Raw genomic sequence first — 17,768 nt, 5'->3', positions numbered from 1 at the left:
CGAACGCTATGAAAGGTCCTTTCCTTGCAAATTTTGCAAGGAAAGGACCTTTCATAGCGTTTGTCAGGTGAGAGGACGGAAGCCCACACGCTCCGCATCGGCGGCGGACCGGAACCAGACCTCCGCGACCATCTTCGGGAACTGCGGCGAGTCCTCGGTGCAGTACCGCAGGGCCGTCACGCTGGCCTTGACCGCGAAGTCGTCGGCCGGACGGCCACCGCCCGGCCGCGGCATCGCCGAGCCGGGACCGAAGGGGCCGGGCGGAACGGACTCGGTCACCGGTGCGGCGACCTGCCGCGCGGGCGGGGGCTCGGGCGCCGGCATCGCGTCGCCGGGCTGGACGGCGGGCTCGAACAGCGAGCCGCTCTGCCCGCCGGACAGTTCCGGCTCACGACGTTCGATCGCCCGCATGGACGGCTGGATCGGCTGCGGCGGCTCGAAACCACCGCGGACCGCGCCCCGGGGCGTGCGCTTGGGCAGCACCTGGGTGGCTTCGGCGGGCGTCTCGGGCTCCGAATCGAGGAGCCCGGCCTTCGCTTCTTCGTCGGAACCGAAGGCGTACGCGGGCGGATCGTGCAGCTCTTCTTCGCGTTCGAACCAGTTGGTCTCGACGGGCGCCTGCTCCGTCTCCACGCGTGACGCGGGGTTGAACAGCGACACCGGCTCCGGCTGCGTCTCGACGCCTTCCGGGTCCAGCTGCATCTCCAGGCGGGACCGGTACGGCCCTTCGCTCGGCACAGGCGGCTGAGGCTCGGGCTCGGGTTCCGGCTCGACGTCCAGCTTCGACGCGGGCTGGAGGTACTCGGTCGCCGCGCTGACGTACGGGTTCCCCGGCTCCGGATCAGGCTCGGGGTCCGGCTCCGGCTCGGGCTCCGGCTGCGCCGCCGGGATGTACTGCGTCCGCTCGGCAGAGTGCTCCGGTTCGGGCTCCTGGTCCGTCTGGGGCGCCGTGCGGTACTCGGCCTCGTACTCTTCTTCGGGCTCGAAGGTCTGCGTCGGGGCGGCGACGGGCTCCTCGACGACCTCCGGGGCAGGCTCCTGAGCAGGTTCGGTCCACTGCTGCGCGGGTTCCTGGTCGGTGAGCGTCTCGGGGTACGCGGGCTTCGGTTCCTCGACCGCCGCGAACTCCTCGTCCAGCTCGTCGTGCGACGGCTTCGTGAGGTACGCGGTGCCGCCGGCGACGGCCGCGGCACCCGCACCGAGACTCACCCCGGCGGGCAGCCGGGACGTCTCGGCGTGCGCGGTGGCCAGCGAGCTTTCCAGCTCACGGATGCGCTTGCGCGCCGGGATCACCAGCACCAGCCAGGTGAGCAGCGCGCCGACGACGAACGCCAGCAGACTCCACAGCCAAACCTGTCCGAAAATGGACATCTAACCTGCCCTTTGTCAATGCGTTCGTGCGACCAGGTAGTCGGCGACCGATTCGCAGGCGTCCCGGGCGGGCGACGCGGGCAGCGCCGCGAGTTCGGCACGCGCCCGACGAGCGTAGTCGGAAAGAGTTTCGCGTGCGCGTTCGAGTCCGGACGAGGCGCGCAGCAGGTCCAGGGCCTCGGCGACGAGCTTGTCGTCGGAGATGGGTCCCGACAGCAGCTCCACCAGGCGCGGGTCGGTCGCCGGGTCGGCCAGCGCGTACAGCATCGGAAGCGTGCGGACGCCTTCGCGCAGGTCTGTGCCCTGCGCCTTGCCGAGCTCGTCCGAGGCGGACGCGATGTCGATGACGTCGTCGGAGATCTGGAACGCCGTCCCGATGATGTCGCCGAAGCGGCGGAGCGCGTCGATGTAGTGGTCGGGCGCGCCGGACATCATCCCGCCGAAGCGGCCGGAGGTGGCGATCAGCGAACCGGTCTTCTGGGCGATGACCGTGAGGTAGTGCTCGACCGCGTCGTCGCCGTCGGCCGGGCCGACCGTCTCGCGCATCTGGCCGGTGACCAGCTCGCCGAAGGTCTCGGCGATGATCCGGGCCGCGTCGGTGCCGAGGTCCGCGACCAGCCGCGAGGCGTGCGCGAACAGGAAGTCGCCGGTCAGGATGGCGATGGTGTTGTCCCAGCGGGCGTTGACGCTCTCCGCGCCGCGGCGCATCGTCGCCTCGTCCATCACGTCGTCGTGGTACAGCGTCGCGAGGTGCACCAGCTCGACGGCCGCGGCGGCGGTGACCACCTGGTCGCCCTGCTTCGGCCCGAACTGCGAGGAAAGCAGCGTGAACAGCGGACGGAAACGTTTGCCCCCCGCCTCGACCAGGTGCGAAGCGGCGTCCTCGACGGCTTTGACGTCACTGCGGACAACCTCGCGGAGCAGGGTCTCGACGTCGGCGAGACCGGTCGCGAGGGTGCGCAGGAGCTGCTCGTCGGCGATCTGGAGCCCCACGGACGCGCGCAGGTCCTCGATGGCACCACCTGGGGCAGGTGAAGACACAGACACGTCGGCTCCGCTCTCTTTGACACCGTTCGGGGTTGCTTCCAGCGTAGTGGCTACCCACCGAGGCCTGTTGACGTGCTGTCCAGGGGAAACGGTGACGAATATGACACCCCCGCCGAGTATCCTGCCCGCTTTGGCGCGAACTGGGGGAACACCATGGGAAGTCCGGACGATTCCGGCGAAAGACCGGCGTGGAGACCTCCCGCCGAAGACCACCGCGAGCGGCGGTCGACGGTGTGGATCACCGTCGTGCTCTTCGCCGTGTTCATGGCGGTGATGCTGGTCGTGGCCGTGCTCGTGGTCGGCGGCCTGAAGGACTCGAAGGTGGGCGCCGTCCAGCCCCGCCTGCCTGCCGTCTCGTCGTCGGCGCCTGTGACGTCGCCGACGGCCAAGGCCGACGTGCCGACCCGCAAGTACGAGACCGCGGCGAACCCGCTGGTCGCTCCCGGCGTGACGATGCCGAAAGTGACCTGCGAGCTGCCCAAACTCCGCGGCACAAAAGAGAAGCTGGAGGCGTTCTACCTGGCGCTGGTCCCCTGCCTGGAGCGGGCATGGCATCCCGCGCTGACGCAGGCCGGTGAACCGCGGATCCCGGTCGCGATCAACGCCGACGACGTCAAGAACACCGCCTGCGGTCCCCCGCCGCCTCCCGCGGAGGCCTCGGGCTTCTACTGCTCGGAGGGCGCGACGATCTTCGTCCCGCTGCCGAGACAGCTCGAGAACGGCGGCCCCGAACTCCTGACCCAGCTGTTCCTGCTCGCCCACGAATACGGGCACCACGTCCAGGAGCAGTCCGGCATCCTCTCCAAGCACGACGCGCTCTACCGCGAGGCGGACGGCGACCAGGTGAAGATCCTCGACCTGAGCAGACGGCTCGAACTGCAGGCCGACTGCTTCAGCACGCTGTTCCTCGCCAACGCCGCCGGCCGCGGCTCGATCGGCGCCGGGCTGCTCGCCCCGCTCAAGCAAGGCGGCTTCGACGCCGAGGACAGCGAGACCCACGGCTCGGCGAAGAACGCCACGCTGTGGCAGAAGGGCGGCCTGACGGCCAAGGACACCTCGGCGTGCAACACCTTCGCCGCCCCGGCGAACGAGGTCTCCTGAACGGCCGTGGTCAGCGGCGGCGGATCTTGATGTCGTCCATGCAGGTCGCCTTCCCCGCGACGTCGCGATACGGGTAGCCCTTGGCGTCCAGCAGTTCCATGACCTTCAGCTCGGCCTCGTCGAGCACGTCGCGCTCCTCTTCACCTCGCAGCGTGATACGGAAGGTGAACGAGCCGAGGTGCGCACTGTAGGTGAGCAGGCCGTCCTCGGTGAACCCCATCGCCTGGTGCTGGTCGAGCTCGGCGAGGAGCCGGGCGCGGGTGCCGGCGTCGGGGTGGTCGAACTTGCCGTTGACGAGGACGCGGTAGGTCGGCATGGCATCGAATATACAGATCTGTATCCGGATACGAATCCGAATATCCAACGGGTGTCCATGATCCACGGTCGAGTGAAACGACCGTCACGCACGCAACGGGCGAATCCGACACGCAGATAGTGATGACAAAGGAAGAACGGCCGATCCGGCTCGCTCTCCATCACGTGAGGAGGAAGCCCATGCGTATCACCGTCGCAAGCCGGGCCGGCCTGGTCGGTGCCCTGCTGCTGGCAGGTCTCGGCGCCGGCGTGACGCCCGCCGCCGCCTCGAACCCCGCGGGCGTGGCCTCGCTCGGCTCCGCCGCCTTCACCAAGGGCACCTCGGCGCCGATCTCGATCTCGTCGCTCGCCGACTGCGCGGTCGAGGGACCGACGAGCAACTCGTCCGGGGTCGTGACCAGGACCGGGATCACGTTCGGTGGCGGCACGTCGACGTGCACGACGACCGTCGTCGACCCCGAAAACGACGTGACCTCGACGAAGTCGGAGGCCAAGGGGCAGAACTTCGAACTGTCGGCGCTCGTCTCGTCGAGCGGCCCGCGGATCAAGATCAGGTCCTACTCGGTCAGCTGCACGGCCACGCAGACCGGCACGAACGCGAGCTGGACCTACGGCGGCGCGACCGGGCTCGGCACCCTGCCGTCCCCCGTGCCGGTCGGCTACGTCAAGCCGATCACCAAGTCCAACGGGACCCTGCTCGCCGAGGCGATCTTCAACGAGCAGACGTTGCCGGGCAACGGCAGCATCGCGCTGACCATGCTGCGGATCAAGTTCGCCCCGGCCTCGAACATCACCGGCGAAGTGGTCATCGGGCGCACGGCCTGCTCTCCCACTCCCTGAGCCGACCCGCCGGAAAGGGGCGTCCGGTTCGACCGGGCGCCCCTTTCCATTCTGGCTTATATAAGTCTCTGCTGATATCTTGGCGGCAGCCGAGCAGAGGAGGGCACCCATGGTCGACGTGACCACTCAGATCAACTCCGTCCAGCGCGAGCTGGGCAAGCGCGTGGTCGAAGCGGGCGAGGCGGTGACGGCCACGGTCAGCCAGGTCTACGACACCGGCCTCGACGATCTCTGGGACGCGTGCACGAATCCCGAGCGCATCCCGCGCTGGTTCCTGCCGATCAGCGGCGAGCTGCGCGTGGGCGGCAAGTACCAGCTCGAAGGCAACGCGGGCGGGACGGTCGAGCGCTGCGATCCGCCGAAGAGCTTCGCCGCCACCTGGGAGTACGGCGGCGACGTCAGCTGGATCGAACTCCGGCTGAGTCCCGAAGCCGACGGGCGCACCCGGTTCGAACTCGACCACACCGCCGTTCCCAACGAGCACTGGAACCAGTTCGGGCCGGGCGCCGTGGGCATCGGCTGGGACATGATGCTGAACGGGCTCGCGCTGCACCTGGAATCCGGGGAATCCGCCGACCCTGAGGCGGCCATGGCCTGGATGACCAGCGAAGAAGGCGTGCGGTTCATGACCTTGAGCAACGAGGCCTGGTACGAGGCCGACGTCGCCACCGGGACGGACGCGACCACCGCCCGCACGCGCGCCGACGCCACCCTGGCCGCCTACACCGCGCCCCCGGAGAGCTGAAGGTCTTCAGCGAGTTCCGGCGCACGAAGCAGGTCGATGAGCTCTTCGTCCGCACGGAACACGGCGCGGGCTCCCGGCATGCCCGCCTGCCGGAGCATCGCGTGGAGGACGTCGGCGTGCGGCTGGTCGCGCAGGGTCCAGACCATCGCGCGCCGCCTCCGGTCGTCCCCCAGTTCGCGCGCGGTCCACCAGCCCATGACGAGCGCGCTCACCTGGTTGACCGCCGTTTCCCGCCCGCGCGCCAGTTGCGCGCGGTTCAGCCCGCACACCTTGATGGTCTGCTCGCCCTTCGCGGTCAACGCGCGATAGGTCCCGATCGACAGCACCAGGAACAGGTGGTCCAGCGGGTCTTCGGCGGTCGGGTCGATCAGCAGGCTGTTGCCGTCGTCGTCCACCGGGAACAGGTCGCGTTTGTGGTGGCTGTTGCAGTACTCGCACGCGAGCACGTGATTGAGCCAGTCGAACGCGCGCCCCGGATTCCGCGCGATCGGCTCGAAATGGTCCACAGTGGACCCGAGGCCGTCACCGCAGTACATGCAGTAACCGCGGCCGGCCGCCATGACGTCCAGGCCGGCCCGCAAAGAACGCCGTACGGCACGGGAAACCCGCCAGAGCCGTCGCGCTTCTTTGCTGTCACCGGGAGGGATCCGCGCGGTCAGCTCTTCGAGATCGGCCACCACCCGCCCCGGCAGCGCGATCCGGCGGATCCCGATCACCGATCGTCGGCCTCGAACCGCCTGGCCACCTCGTCGACCCGGCTCGGCGGCGAACTGCTCAGCATGCCCCGAAGACGTTCCCATTCCCGGACGCCGTTCGCGTCCGCCCGGCCGGATGCCACCTGGAACTCGAGTTCGGCGAGGTGCTCCCGCAGTTCGACCGCCTGCGGCGAATAGGGCGTGTCCAAGCCGAAAAGATCGGACAGCACGGCGTCGTCCCCGGAGCCGAACACGACCCGCTCGTACAACTCCTCGGAGACCACGCGCGGCGGCACCTCCTCGTCCGGCCCGGAAAGCCGGATGAGGCCGCCGGGGTCGGCGGCCTGGCAGACGTAGGGGCTGTGCGTGGTGACGATGAACTGGATGCGCGGGAAATGCGCCTTGAACCACGGCCCCATGCGTTTCTGCCACGAGACGTGGAGATGCGCGTCGACCTCGTCGATGATCACGACGCCGGGACTCTCGTGATCGAGGCCGGCGCCGTTGAGTTGCTTGAGCAGATCGACCACGAGCGCGGTCACCGTGCGATAGCCGTCGCTCATCTCGCGCAGCGGGAACCTGTCACCGCGGTATTCGACCCAAAGCCCGTCCGAATCGACGTCCCGGATCCGGTAACCGCCCGGCAGGAGACCGTCACCGAGGATCTCCAGCGCCGCCTCCTTCAGCTCACGCGCACCCGCTTTTCCTTCCAGCGCACGGAGATGCTGATTGATCAGCCAGGTGACCCCCTCGGCGAGCGAGGCGTCTTCATGGAACAGGCTGGCCATCCGCGCCAGCGACCCCGCGCCGCGCATCCACGACTCGGCCTCCCCGCTGCCGCCCGCGAGCCGCCGGAAGGGCCCATACGCCGCGCAGAACGGCTGGCCCGGCGGCAATCCGGAGATCGGCAGCAGACCGGAGTCGAGCCAGCGGACCTCGACCGGCGCCGGACCCTCCTCGCGCATCACCGACAGCTCGATCGACCCCGACGTCTGGTTCGTCGAAATCCAGCTGCCGGCATCCGACAGCAACCCCCAGGCCACGTCCGGCGCCGCCGCGACCGCGATGGCCCGCAGCAGCGAGGTCTTGCCCGAACCGTTGCGCCCGGCGAGCACCACCCAGCCGGGTCCGGGCAGCTTGAGGTCGACGGCGCGGGCGCCACTGAAGCCACGGATGTTCTCCAGCCGGACCCGCTCGATGTACATGAAGGAAGCTTACGACGGCGTGCGGGTCACCCGGCCACCCGAAAGTGGGTCGCCAGCACGAAATCCATCACGGCGTGCGCCTTGGCGACGTCCACCTCCGAAACGACCTTCGAGCGGTCCCAGTCTTCGACCCCTCGCTCCCGCTGTGGCGAGAGCCGCAATCGGACGTGGCCACGCGAGTCGAGATTCCCGAGCGGCGCGACATAGACGGAGAACTCGCGGTCGTCCTTCGAGCGGAACGTGACCCCCGGGCTTCCGCCGAACGAGAACTGACGGTGGTCCTTGTAGGTGCCGTTCGGATCCGCGAGCCACTCCCCGGGCGCGCCACCGTTCGCGGTGGCCCCGGCCTCGATCTGCAACCGATGTCGTGGTTCGACGAAGTGACAGGAGCCCGGCGTGGCGATCGGCGCGAAGTCCGGGCCGAAGGCCATCTTGACCGCGTCGTGGAACACCGCGCACTCGACGTTCGGATCAGCCGCGCCCGCGGCGAGGATCAGCTCGGAAGTGGCAGGCACCTCGGCCTCGACCGCCGGATCGCAGTTCTCACCCGCACTGTTGGAAACCCAATCCGCGCAAGCACCGACGCGGGCGCTGTCCTGACCGTCCGGCGGGTAGACGAGCTCGCGGGGCAGCTTGGCGGCCCCGGCGGCGGCGAAGTCGCGGAGGGTTCCGCAGTCCTTACTCCGGCTCTGGATCCCCAGCTCGAACTGGACCGCGTGCTGGAAACTGACTGGCACGGTGATCGCGCAGCCGCTGACCGCGCCCTCGCGACGGGACTCGACCTGGTACGCCTTCACTCCGCCGAGGTCGACGACGGTTCCGTCGTTCCGGAGGGCCGCGTGGGCAGGGTCCACGTCCTTGACGTAGAGCAGGTCCATGTCGCCTCGGACGAGCGCGCACCGTTTCCTGCCGTGCTTCACCTCCGGACGTGTGGTCGCCAGTGCGGCGTCCAACGGCTGCCGAAGCGCGTAGGTGACACGATCGATCAGGACGCAGAAGTCGGTCGCGGCGAGAGCGGCGCCGACGGCTTGTCCGTCGCGATCCGCGGGACGCGGTTGTTTCGGCTGCCATTTCGGAAACTGCGGTGGCGACGGGGGCATATCCACGGAATCCGTACAAGCCGCCAGCAACCCGAGAACTACTGCGCCGAGAATCACTCTTCGAGACTTCATTACGCAGAGTGTGCGAATTCGCCGGTCGACCACCAGGAAGAACCCGGTTTCCTGGGGCACGTTCACACGATTGATTTTCACGGATAGTCATCAGGTTCGCCGACACTATTCAGCGGGGAACGGGACTTTATGCAGCCGGGTTCACCTCCGCGGGAACCCTGGTAATCTTCCCGGCGTCGGATTACGCAGGGTGCATCGGGGAGAAGCACCTTGTAGCCACGGGAGGGGCGCATGACGACGGTGACTTCGGGGCGGCTTCGGCCATTCAGCGGGGAACGCTTTCAGACGGCAGGGGTGCATGGCCATGTCTGAGGGTCAGCCGGTCTACCAACCAGGCTTCAACCCGGACTCGACCTGTGAAGCACCACCGACTGGCGGCTCCTACGGGACGCCGGTCGCAGAGGGCGCGGGGTTCAAGTACGACGAGGCGACCCTTCACGAACTGGCGAAGGAGTGGGCTGAGCTGGCCCAGGAGTACGCCGACGACCTACACGAGGCACAGGCAATCGCCGTGGCCAAGCCGCCCGGGCTGGAGTACGCAAGCGGGGATAACGCAACAATCACCCGCCACTCCGGCGTAGCGCTCGTGGAAGCCCTCAATCAGCGCGTCGCCTACTGCAAGAATATGGCGGCAAAGTACCTGGCCGCTCTCGGTAAGTACGCCACTACCGAAGAGCGGGCCAGAACAGTCATCAACCAGCAGCCGAAGGGCATCGCCTGATGCGACGCACCATCCTCATCCTTAGCGCGACAGCCCTTGTTCTTTCCGCGTGCTCGACGCCAACTACCAATGGCACCCCTACAGTCGGCAGCGGTGCATCGAGTACGAGCCCCGCTCAATCGGCCGGCCTACCGCCCGATGCCCCCAGGGTCGAGCACCCGATCGAAGTGACACGGTTCAAACAAGACCCTTGCAGCACCCTCACCAAAATCCAGGTCGAGGAGCTTCTCGGCCCAAACCCGGAAACCGTGCCTCGCCCCGACGGTAGCGCAGGGCCTGCCTGCCGGTGGTCCTTCCCAGCCACCCTCAATCCACGGGTCGACGTGATCTTCAGCGATTTCGGGGACAGCGGTACTGCCAAGTATTACGCAGCCAAGGGGACGACCTACCAGCTCCTCGAACCGCTCGCGCCGATTGACGGTTACCCGGTGACCGCCTACGGCATCAAGGACAACCGCGCGAACGGCGACTGTTCGGTGGTGTTGGGAACCAGCGATACACAAACCATCAGCATCGCATTGATGCAGTCCGACGCGAATGTCGGCAAGAAGGACCCCTGCGACGCTGCACGTGAAGGCGCGATCAGGGTGCTGGCCACCATCCGAGGGGGCAACTGATGCCGGCAGGACCGCTCACCGCCGCCCAGATCTACGAGCAGATCACCAAGGGCGAAGGCGCCGGTTCGCTCTCCGAGGCTCAGCGTGCCGCGTTCAACCTGACCGTCAAGCACCACGAGCGCGCGCAGAAGCTCACCGCGCTCACACAGAAGACCCTGGCCGGCTGGCAGGGTGGCGCCAGTGACGCTGCAGCCGACGCGACGAAGCCTGTCGTGGAAGCCGCGTCGGACGACGCGACGCATCTGGCCGTGGCGCAGTTCGCCATCAGCTCCCAGATGGACGCGTTCGGCACGACCAAGAACTCCGTCAAGCCGGTGCCGCCGGAGCAGCCCGCGCCGACCGCCGAGGACGTCAAGGCCCTCATGGGCGGCGGCGGCCAGTTCACTTACTGGGACAGGGTCAAGGGGTACCAGGCCGACAGCCAGCACAACATCGACACCTTCGCGAGCTACCACTCGGCCAGCACCGCCAACGGTGACGAGTTGCCCGCCCAGTACGCGCAGCTCACCGATCCCGGCGGCAGCGTCACCTTGGACGACGGCAGCTCCGGCAAACCGGCGGCGAAGGGGTTCGGCGACGGCTCCGACGGACGCGAACACGGTGTCGGCGAGCCCTACCGAGGCCCCAGCGGGCCGAGTGGACCCAGTGGGCGGAGCACCCCGGCGCCGGGCGGCGCTGCCGACAGCGGCCCTCAGCCCGGGCAAGGCCCCCAGCCAGGTCAGCCTCAGCCGGACCAGCCGGGTCAGTACCCGAGCCCCCATCAGCCAGGCGTGCAGCAACCCGACGACGGCACCCGCGCGAATTCGTACACGCCGCCTCAGACCACACCGGTCGTGCCGCCGGCGGCGAACCTCGATTTCGGGCCGACCGGCAAGCCGAACCCCAGCTACAACACACCGGGCGTCTTCCCGCCCGGGTACGGCCCTGGAACGAGCGTGCCCACGCCTTACGGTCCGGGCACGGGTGGCAGGTCGCCCGGGGTGCCGGGCGGCGGCGGTTTCCGCGGCGGCGTCCCCGGCCCAGGCGGGACAGACGGGCCTGGACAGCAGTCCGGCATGGGTGGCCGAAGCGGCGCCGGGATGCCAGGCGAAGGCGTCGGCGGCCGAGGAACGGCGGGAACGGCCGGGGCCGCGGGTCGTGGCGGGGCGAACGGGATGCCGATGGCGCCCGGAGCTGCTCGCGGGAAGGGCGAGGAGGACAAGGAGAAGAAGGCTCCGGCGTACCTCCAGAACCCGGATCCGGAAGAGACCTTCGGCGGCGACACCGAAAAGCCGACGCCGCCGGTGATCGGCGAGAAGAAGAAGTAGCACCACAGTCCCAGGGGAGGGAGGCACGTGGTGCTCGCGCGCCCGGTCGAGATCACGCTCGACACATTGTTGACCGCGTTCCGTCACGCCGGCTGCGGAGATCCGCATCTGGTCTTCGCGGGCGGGCTGCGGTACGTCCCGCCGTCGTCGCGGAACGGCGAAGACCGGGCGGCGTTCGAGGAGCTCGGCGGGCTCGGGTTCACCGAGGGCAAGCGGCTGACCAGCGATTTCGAGGACGTCCTGCACATACTCGACCGGCCGAACACCGAGTACTACGCGACGGTTCGAACGGAGGCGGAGCAGTACAACGTGCTCGTCGCCGTGCGTGGACGTGGCGCGGTGACCGCGATCTGCGAAGGAAACCGGGTGTGGCTGAAAGGCGTACGGACCGCCGACCGCGCGGCGGCACTCGTGCTGAACCTGCCCGAGTACCCACCCGCGCGGTTCACGCCGTTTTCGTTGCCCCAGGACGACTTCAAGGACTCGCGAAGCCGGGACGCGCGGTGGCTGGACGACGTCTTCGAGCAGCCCTATTTCGGTGTCGGGTTCTTCGCCGCGGCCATGCGCCCTGACAGGGGAAAACGCACAGAGGCAACGGACGGCCTGACCTATCTCGACCTCGACGCCGGACGGGTCGCCATGTACGTGAGCGGTTCTCCCCGGAACCGGTACATCACCGTCCTGCCCGGCGAACCCACGCTACTGGCCCAAAAGGTCGCCGCACTGCGAGCGAGTCTCGACCGCTGACTCGATCAGGCGTACCGACCGCACCGGATCCAGCGCGACAGCGTCCACAGTGGACTGAAGATAGGGTTCGACGTCGCAGGACCGATGCAGGAACAGTCCGGATCGCCGATGTTCCAGATACACCACCGGCCGGGCGTCGCCGAATTCCAGCAGAACGTAGGCACCGCCGGGATGTGCTCCGGCGGCGAAGGGAATGACCCGAAGTTCGATGGCGGGCCGCTCGGTCAGCGAGACGAGATGCCGAAGCTGATTCGCCATCACCCGTGGCCCACCGACCTGACGGCACAGCGCTCCCTCGTCGATATAGGCGACGAACTTCTTGTGTCCCAGCCGTTTCTGCCGTTCCCGCCGCGCTTCGATCGCCGCGGCAGAAAGGCCCGTAGCCCTCGCGTAGGAGGGCGTCTGCAGCAGGTCGGGGACGAGCGTGGTCGCGAAAGAGACGATCTTGCTGGCCTCCTTTTCGTACTGCGCGAGGGTCATCAACTGGAGAGACACCTCGGCGAACCACCAGGACCCGTTGTCGCGGGACAACGAGAGCAGCGCGTCCCGCCGCTCCCCGGTGACCTGGTAGACCGCGAGCAGTGCCGACACCTCCTCGGCGGAAGCTGGGCGCGCGGCGGTTTCGATCCGGCTGATCGTCGATTGGGACCACGCCAGTTTGTCGGCCACTTCGGTCGCGGCCAATCTGGCGGTCCGTCGCGCGGCTCGAAGTCCCTCCGCGAGTGCCCTCGCCTGGGGTGTGGGCTTCGGCTTCGGCATGGCGAGAAACCTGCCAGGTGCGGCCAGGCAACTCAGTGCCCGAAACGCGTGAAGGCCTCCTTCCCTCGGCTGAGCCGAGGGAAGGAGGCCTTCACGCGCAAAGAAAACTACTTGAGGGCGAAGCCGCCGGAGCCCGCCCAGTCGAGGGCGAACGCCGGGATGAGGCCGAGCACCAACGTGACGATGACGCCGAGCGTGATCGCCGTGGTGGTGAACGCGCCGGGCACGGTGACGGTCGGGCCGTCGGGAGCCGGCTCGGAGAAGTACATCAGCACGATCACCCGCAGGTAGAAGAACGCGGCGACGGCGCTGAAGACCAGGGCGACGACGACCAGCGGCGCCATCCCGTCGGACAGGGCCGCCGAGAACACCACGAACTTGCCGACGAACCCACTGGTCAGCGGGATACCGGCGAGTGCGAGCAGCAGGAAGGTGAACACCGCGGCGAGTACCGGCGACCGTTTCGCCAGCCCCGCCCAGGCGGACAGGTGCGTCGCCTCGCCGTTCGAGTCCCGCACCAGCGAGACGACACCGAACGCGGCGAGCGTGGTGAAGCCGTAGGCCAGCAGGTAGAACAGCGTGCTCGACAGGCCTTCTTCGGTCATCGCGATCGCGCCCACGAGCAGGAATCCGGCGTGCGCGATGGACGAGTAGGCGATCATGCGCTTCACGTCGGTCTGCGTGAGACCCAGCACCGCGCCGATCAGCATCGAGATGATCGCGACGCCCCACAGCACGCCGCGCCATTCCCAGCTGGTCGACTCGAACGCCACCGAGAACACCCGCAGGATCCCGCCGAACGCGGCGACCTTGGTGCAGGCGCCCATGAACGCGGTGACCGGGGTCGGCGCGCCCTGGTAGACGTCCGGGGTCCAGGTGTGGAACGGGCCGACCGAACCCTTGAACAGCAGGCCGACCGCGAGCAGGCCGAGTCCGGCGAACAGCAGCGTGTCCGAACGGTCCGAGCCGGCGGCGGCGTTGGCGATGTCCGACAGTTTCACGGAGTTCGCGTAGCCGTACAGCAGCGCGAGACCGTAGAGGAAGAACGCCGACGAGAACGCGCCGAGCAGGAAGTACTTGACCGCCGATTCCTGCGAGAGCAGGCGACGCCGCCGCGCGAGACCGCACATCAGGTACAGCGGCAGGCTCAGCACTTCGAGCGCGATGAACATGGTGAGCAGGTCGTTGGCCGCGACGAACGACATCATGCCGCCGAGCGCGAACAGCGTCAGCGGGAAGACCTCGGTCTGCATGCCGGTGATGCCGACCTGCGCGCGGTCCTGCAGCGTGCCGGGCCGGATGCCTGCCTGCGCGACGAACGCGCCGCCGGGTTCGACCGAGCGGTCCGCGATCAGCAGCACCGCGCCCAGCGCCAGCGCCAGCAGCGTGCCCCACAGGAACAGCGACGGCCGGTCGACGGCGATCGCGCCGCTGAAGGTCGTGATGCCTGCCTTCGGCGCGGACGAACTGGCGTACCAGACCAGGAAGACGCCCGCCGCCCCGATCCCGACCAGTGACAGGAAGACCTGCGACGGCCACCGCATGTGCTTGGGCAGGAAGGCCTCGAACAGCACGCTGACACACGCGGCGCCGAGGATGATCAAGATCGGCGTGACAGCGAAGTAGTCGATCGACGGCACCTGCACCGGTGGCGCCTGAGTCAAGAAGAGCACGGTTTACTTGCCTCCCTGCACGGACGACATCGTCGCCTGCACCGACGGGGTGATCGTGTCGAGCACCGGCTTGGGGTAGAACCCGAGCGCGATGATCAGCACGACCATCGGCGCCAGGATCGCGATCTCCCGGCCGCCGAGGTCCTTGATGGCTTTGGTCGCCCCGAGTTCGGGGGCGATCGCCGTACCCGGGCCACCGCCGGCACCGATCAGGGCGTCGCCACGGACGGGGCCCTGCATGACGCGCTGGTAGAGCCAGAGCACGTACGCCGCGGCCAGCACCATGCCGACCGTCGCGATGATCGTGTACACCGGGTAGTCCACAAAGGACCCCAGCAGCACCAGGAACTCACTGATGAAGGAGTTGGTGCCGGGCAGGGACAAAGTGGACAGACCGGCGATGAGCAGCATCCCGCCGAGCAGCGGGGTCACCTTCGCCATGCCGCCGTAGTCGGAGATCCTGGTGGACCCGCCGCGCATCACGATCAGGCCGACGACCACGATCAGCATGCCGGTGGCGAGGCTGTGGTTGAGCATGTACGACACCGAGCCGACCATCGCCTGCTCGTTGAAGGTGAAGATGCCCATCGCGATGAAGCCGAAGTGGGCGATCGACACGTAGGCGATGAAGCGCTTCATGTCGCGCTGCCCGGCCGCGAGGATCGAGCCGTAAAGGATACCCGCGACGGCGAGCACCAGCACCCACGGCGCGAGTTCCTTGCTGGCCTCCGGGAACATCGGGAGGCAGTAGCGCAGGAACCCGAACGTACCGACCTTGTCCAGCACGCCGACCAGCAGCACCGCGACGCCGATGGGCGCCTGGCCCGCGGCGTCCGGGAGCCAGGTGTGGAACGGCACCAAAGGGGCCTTGATCGCGAACGCGAGGAAGAACCCGATGAACAGCCAGATCTGCGTCCCCAGCGGGGCGTCGCGGACGACCGTGACGAGCGTTTCCCAGTCGAAGGTGCCCTTGCCGAGTTCGTCCGACGCCATCGAGTACGCCCCGATGGCCGAGGCCAGCATGATCAGGCCGCCGAGGAACGAGTACAGGAAGAACTTGACCGCCGCGTACTGCCGGTTCGCGCCGCCGTAGCCGCCGATCAGGAAGTACATCGGGATCAGCATGATCTCGAACAGCACGTAGAACAGGAAGACGTCGGTCGCGGCGAACACCGCGATGGTCAGCGCCTCCTGCACCAGGATCAGCGACAGGAACCCGCCGGCCGAGCGTCCGGCCGGGAGCTTGTCGGTCAGGCCAAGCGCGCCGACCACGATCGGCACCAGCAGGCCGATGACCGCGATCATCACCAGCGCGATGCCGTCGATGCCGAACGAGATGTGGATGCCGAAGTTCGGGATCCAGTCCATCGAGGACTTCTGCTGGATCCGGTCCCCCGCGGGCACGTAGCTCGCCCACATCGGGATCACCAGCAGGAACGTCAGGAGCGACACCACGAGCGCGGTGAGCGTCGCCAGCCTGTCGTTCTTCTTCATCCCCGCGACGACCGCGGCGCCGACGAGCGGCAGCAGGATGGTTGCGAGTACCCAGGTCATCAGGAGAACCTCACCAGCAGGAGTGCCGCCAGAAGCAGGAATGTGCCGCCCAGCATGGACAGTGCGTACGAGCGGACGAAGCCGGTCTGAAGGCGGCGCAGGCGCCCGGATCCGCCGCCGAGTGCGGCGGCGAGGCCGTTGACCGCGCCGTCGACCCCGCGGTTGTCCACGTAGACCAGTGCGCGGGCGAGCCAGGTGCCCGGACGGGCGACCAGCGTCTCGTTCAGGGTGTTGCCGTAGAGGTCGTTGCGCGCGGCCTTGACCACGGCGGAGACCCGCTCGGGCCGTTCCACCGGAACGTCCTTACGCCCGACGAAGAGCCACGCGGCCACCGCGCCGAGGACCGACAGCGCCACGGTGAGGAACGGGACCAGCAGATGCGGGATGACGCTGTGGCCACCCTCCTCGAGCGGACCGACCACCGGGGCGAGCCATTCGGCGAACCGGTCGCCGAGGGCGAAGAACGCACCGGCGCCGATCGAACCGACGGCCAGGATGATCATCGGCCACTTCATCACCGCGGGAGACTCGTGCGGGTGGAAGTCGCGGCCGTCGCTGCTCTTGATCTCCTTCCAGCGTTCCTTGCCGAAGAAGGTCATCACCATCAGGCGCGTCATGTAGAACGCGGTGAGCCCGGCGCCGAGCAGTGCCGCGCCGCCCATCACCCAGCCGCGCCAGCCGCCCTGGGACAGCGCCGCTTCGATGATCGCGTCCTTGGTGAAGAAGCCGGACAGCGGCGGGATGCCGATCAGGGCGAGGTAACCGAGCGCGAAGGTCCAGAAGGTGACCGGCATGTGCTTGCGCAGCCCGCCGTACTTCCGCATGTCGACCTCGTCGTTCATGGCGTGCATGACCGAACCGGCCCCGAGGAACAGCCCGGCCTTGAAGAAACCGTGCGCGACCAGGTGCATGATGCCGAGCGCGTAGGCGATCGGCCCGAGGCCGACGGCCAGCATCATGTACCCGATCTGGCTGACCGTGGAGTACGCCAGGACCTTCTTGATGTCGTCGTAGGCGCAGCCGATGATGCACCCGATCAGGAGCGTGACCGTACCGACGAGGGTGACGATCAGGCGGCCGTCCGGGGTGGCGTTGAAGATCTCGTGCGCGCGGGCGACCAGGTAGACACCGGCGGTGACCATCGTCGCCGCGTGGATGAGGGCCGAAACCGGGGTCGGGCCCTCCATCGCGTCCGGAAGCCATGCCTGCAACGGGAACTGACCGGATTTACCGCAGGCGCCCAGCAGCAGCAGGATCGCGATGGCGGTGATCGCGCCGGTCGGGATCTTGTCGATCGCGCCGAAGACCTCGGCGTAACCGGTGCTCCCGACGTACTTGAACATCAGGAAGATCGCCAGCGCGAGCCCGACGTCACCGACGCGGTTCATCAGGAACGCCTTCTTCGCCGCGGTGGCCGCGGACGGGCGGTCCTGGTACCAGCCGATGAGCAGGTACGACGCGAGACCGACGCCTTCCCAGCCGAGGTACAGCGTCACGAAGCTGTTGCCCAGCACCAGGATCAGCATCGAGGCGACGAACAGGTTGAGGTAGGCGAAGAACCTCGACCGATCGCGGTCCTCGGCCATGTAGCCGATCGAGTAGAAGTGGATCAGCATGCCGACGCCGGTGATCAGCAGCACGAACGTCAGTGAAAGCGCGTCGATCCGGAGCCCGAAGTCGACCTGCAGCGCCGAAACCGGGATCCAGGAGAACAGTTTGACGTCCGCGACGTTCTTCGTGTCGGCCGTGAAGAACAGGATCAGGCCGTACACAAAGGACAGTGAGACGGTCGCGCTGCCGAGGAGGTGTCCCCAGCCCCTGGCTCGTTTACCGGCCAGCAGAAGAATCAGTGCGCCAAGAGCCGGGAAGGCCACCAGCAGCCACGATGATGCGGTCACT

Annotated in this window: 17 protein-coding genes; 7 read left to right on the top strand and 10 right to left on the bottom strand. The window is 68.0% G+C overall.

From position 1 onward, the window contains the following. Positions 1-63 precede the first annotated feature (63 nt). Both ACLJO0_RS08390 and ACLJO0_RS08385 read right to left on the bottom strand, forming a co-directional pair. A complete protein-coding gene (locus tag ACLJO0_RS08390) occupies positions 64-1,371 on the bottom strand; it encodes a hypothetical protein (protein WP_410577361.1) in 1,308 nt (435 codons plus the stop codon). Between the two features lie 15 nt (positions 1,372-1,386). Further along, on the bottom strand, positions 1,387-2,412 hold the full coding sequence (locus tag ACLJO0_RS08385) for a polyprenyl synthetase family protein (protein WP_125789056.1): 1,026 nt from the start codon (positions 2,410-2,412) through the stop codon (positions 1,387-1,389). Positions 2,413-2,571: 159 nt separating this feature from the next. Between ACLJO0_RS08385 and ACLJO0_RS08380 the strand changes: the two genes are divergently transcribed. Then, positions 2,572-3,519, top strand: a complete 948-nt coding sequence (locus tag ACLJO0_RS08380) for a neutral zinc metallopeptidase (protein WP_410577359.1) — start codon at positions 2,572-2,574, stop codon at positions 3,517-3,519. Between the two features lie 10 nt (positions 3,520-3,529). Here the strand turns inward: ACLJO0_RS08380 and ACLJO0_RS08375 are convergent, their stop codons facing one another. Continuing rightward, entirely contained in the window at positions 3,530-3,835 is a 306-nt protein-coding gene (locus ACLJO0_RS08375; RefSeq protein WP_125790175.1) for a DUF6204 family protein, read from the bottom strand. A gap of 179 nt (positions 3,836-4,014) precedes the next feature. On the opposite strand from ACLJO0_RS08375, the gene ACLJO0_RS08370 reads away from it, so the two are divergent. Both ACLJO0_RS08370 and ACLJO0_RS08365 read left to right on the top strand, forming a co-directional pair. Further along, entirely contained in the window at positions 4,015-4,674 is a 660-nt protein-coding gene (locus ACLJO0_RS08370; RefSeq protein WP_410577357.1) for a hypothetical protein, read from the top strand. 109 nt (positions 4,675-4,783) lie between these two features. After that, complete coding sequence (locus tag ACLJO0_RS08365; RefSeq protein ID WP_410577355.1) at positions 4,784-5,419, top strand: SRPBCC family protein; 636 nt, start codon at positions 4,784-4,786, stop codon at positions 5,417-5,419. Here ACLJO0_RS08365 and ACLJO0_RS08360 read toward each other — a convergent pair. From ACLJO0_RS08360 to ACLJO0_RS08350, 3 genes are read right to left on the bottom strand one after another with little or no spacing between them, the layout of a single operon-like run. Further along, complete coding sequence (locus tag ACLJO0_RS08360; RefSeq protein ID WP_410577353.1) at positions 5,395-6,135, bottom strand: HNH endonuclease; 741 nt, start codon at positions 6,133-6,135, stop codon at positions 5,395-5,397. The genes ACLJO0_RS08365 and ACLJO0_RS08360 overlap by 25 nt on opposite strands. Continuing rightward, on the bottom strand, positions 6,132-7,319 hold the full coding sequence (locus ACLJO0_RS08355) for an AAA family ATPase (protein ID WP_410577351.1): 1,188 nt from the start codon (positions 7,317-7,319) through the stop codon (positions 6,132-6,134). The genes ACLJO0_RS08360 and ACLJO0_RS08355 overlap by 4 nt, the downstream gene beginning before the upstream one ends. Positions 7,320-7,345: 26 nt before the next feature. Continuing rightward, the gene (locus ACLJO0_RS08350; protein ID WP_410577350.1) at positions 7,346-8,491 is read right to left on the bottom strand and encodes a hypothetical protein; all 1,146 of its coding nucleotides are present in this window, start codon (positions 8,489-8,491) and stop codon (positions 7,346-7,348) included. Positions 8,492-8,795: 304 nt separating this feature from the next. Here ACLJO0_RS08350 and ACLJO0_RS08345 point away from each other — a divergent pair, with 304 nt between their 5' ends. Genes ACLJO0_RS08345 through ACLJO0_RS08330 form a run of 4 tightly spaced genes read left to right on the top strand, consistent with a single transcriptional unit; the run spans position 8,796 to position 11,883 of the window. Beyond that, entirely contained in the window at positions 8,796-9,212 is a 417-nt protein-coding gene (locus ACLJO0_RS08345; RefSeq protein ID WP_410577348.1) for a hypothetical protein, read from the top strand. After that, on the top strand, positions 9,212-9,829 hold the full coding sequence (locus tag ACLJO0_RS08340) for a DUF3558 domain-containing protein (RefSeq protein ID WP_410577346.1): 618 nt from the start codon (positions 9,212-9,214) through the stop codon (positions 9,827-9,829). Before ACLJO0_RS08345 ends, ACLJO0_RS08340 begins: the two co-directional genes overlap by 1 nt. Then, positions 9,829-11,136 (top strand): PPE domain-containing protein, encoded by a 1,308-nt coding sequence (locus ACLJO0_RS08335; RefSeq protein WP_410577345.1) that lies wholly within the window; start codon positions 9,829-9,831, stop codon positions 11,134-11,136. Before ACLJO0_RS08340 ends, ACLJO0_RS08335 begins: the two co-directional genes overlap by 1 nt. Before the next feature lie 27 nt (positions 11,137-11,163). Then, complete coding sequence (locus ACLJO0_RS08330; protein ID WP_410577343.1) at positions 11,164-11,883, top strand: ESX secretion-associated protein EspG; 720 nt, start codon at positions 11,164-11,166, stop codon at positions 11,881-11,883. Here ACLJO0_RS08330 and ACLJO0_RS08325 read toward each other — a convergent pair. From ACLJO0_RS08325 to nuoL, 4 genes are all read right to left on the bottom strand, one after another. Next, positions 11,836-12,642: a helix-turn-helix domain-containing protein gene (locus ACLJO0_RS08325; protein ID WP_410577342.1), complete on the bottom strand. Its 807-nt coding sequence runs from the start codon at positions 12,640-12,642 to the stop codon at positions 11,836-11,838. The two genes, ACLJO0_RS08330 and ACLJO0_RS08325, sit on opposite strands and share 48 nt — an antisense overlap. 107 nt (positions 12,643-12,749) lie before the next feature. Beyond that, on the bottom strand, positions 12,750-14,315 hold the full coding sequence (gene nuoN, locus ACLJO0_RS08320; RefSeq protein ID WP_410577341.1) for an NADH-quinone oxidoreductase subunit NuoN: 1,566 nt from the start codon (positions 14,313-14,315) through the stop codon (positions 12,750-12,752). 3 nt (positions 14,316-14,318) lie between these two features. Further along, positions 14,319-15,869, bottom strand: coding sequence for an NADH-quinone oxidoreductase subunit M (locus ACLJO0_RS08315; protein WP_410577340.1), 1,551 nt, complete (start codon positions 15,867-15,869; stop codon positions 14,319-14,321). Beyond that, positions 15,869-17,767, bottom strand: coding sequence for an NADH-quinone oxidoreductase subunit L (gene nuoL, locus ACLJO0_RS08310; RefSeq protein ID WP_125790186.1), 1,899 nt, complete (start codon positions 17,765-17,767; stop codon positions 15,869-15,871). Before nuoL ends, ACLJO0_RS08315 begins: the two co-directional genes overlap by 1 nt. Position 17,768 lies beyond the last annotated feature (1 nt).

Origin of the sequence: Amycolatopsis sp. lyj-108 (assembly GCF_046549005.1) — a bacterium.
Lineage (GTDB): Bacteria > Actinomycetota > Actinomycetes > Mycobacteriales > Pseudonocardiaceae > Amycolatopsis.
Note: the sequence above shows the minus strand (reverse complement) of the source record. Positions and strands in the feature narration are given on the sequence as shown.

Bases quoted from the DNA above. Each gene is read 5' to 3' on its own strand.
- ACLJO0_RS08390 (WP_410577361.1), bottom strand. From the start codon at position 1,371: ATGTCCATTTTCGGACAGGTTTGGCTGTGGAGTCTGCTGGCGTTCGTC.
- ACLJO0_RS08380 (WP_410577359.1), top strand. From the start codon at position 2,572: ATGGGAAGTCCGGACGATTCCGGCGAAAGACCGGCGTGGAGACCTCCC.
- ACLJO0_RS08375 (WP_125790175.1), bottom strand. From the start codon at position 3,835: ATGCCGACCTACCGCGTCCTCGTCAACGGCAAGTTCGACCACCCCGAC.
- ACLJO0_RS08370 (WP_410577357.1), top strand. From the start codon at position 4,015: ATGCGTATCACCGTCGCAAGCCGGGCCGGCCTGGTCGGTGCCCTGCTG.
- ACLJO0_RS08365 (WP_410577355.1), top strand. From the start codon at position 4,784: ATGGTCGACGTGACCACTCAGATCAACTCCGTCCAGCGCGAGCTGGGC.
- ACLJO0_RS08355 (WP_410577351.1), bottom strand. From the start codon at position 7,319: ATGTACATCGAGCGGGTCCGGCTGGAGAACATCCGTGGCTTCAGTGGC.
- ACLJO0_RS08350 (WP_410577350.1), bottom strand. From the start codon at position 8,491: ATGAAGTCTCGAAGAGTGATTCTCGGCGCAGTAGTTCTCGGGTTGCTG.
- ACLJO0_RS08345 (WP_410577348.1), top strand. From the start codon at position 8,796: ATGTCTGAGGGTCAGCCGGTCTACCAACCAGGCTTCAACCCGGACTCG.
- ACLJO0_RS08340 (WP_410577346.1), top strand. From the start codon at position 9,212: ATGCGACGCACCATCCTCATCCTTAGCGCGACAGCCCTTGTTCTTTCC.
- ACLJO0_RS08335 (WP_410577345.1), top strand. From the start codon at position 9,829: ATGCCGGCAGGACCGCTCACCGCCGCCCAGATCTACGAGCAGATCACC.
- ACLJO0_RS08325 (WP_410577342.1), bottom strand. From the start codon at position 12,642: ATGCCGAAGCCGAAGCCCACACCCCAGGCGAGGGCACTCGCGGAGGGA.
- ACLJO0_RS08315 (WP_410577340.1), bottom strand. From the start codon at position 15,869: ATGACCTGGGTACTCGCAACCATCCTGCTGCCGCTCGTCGGCGCCGCG.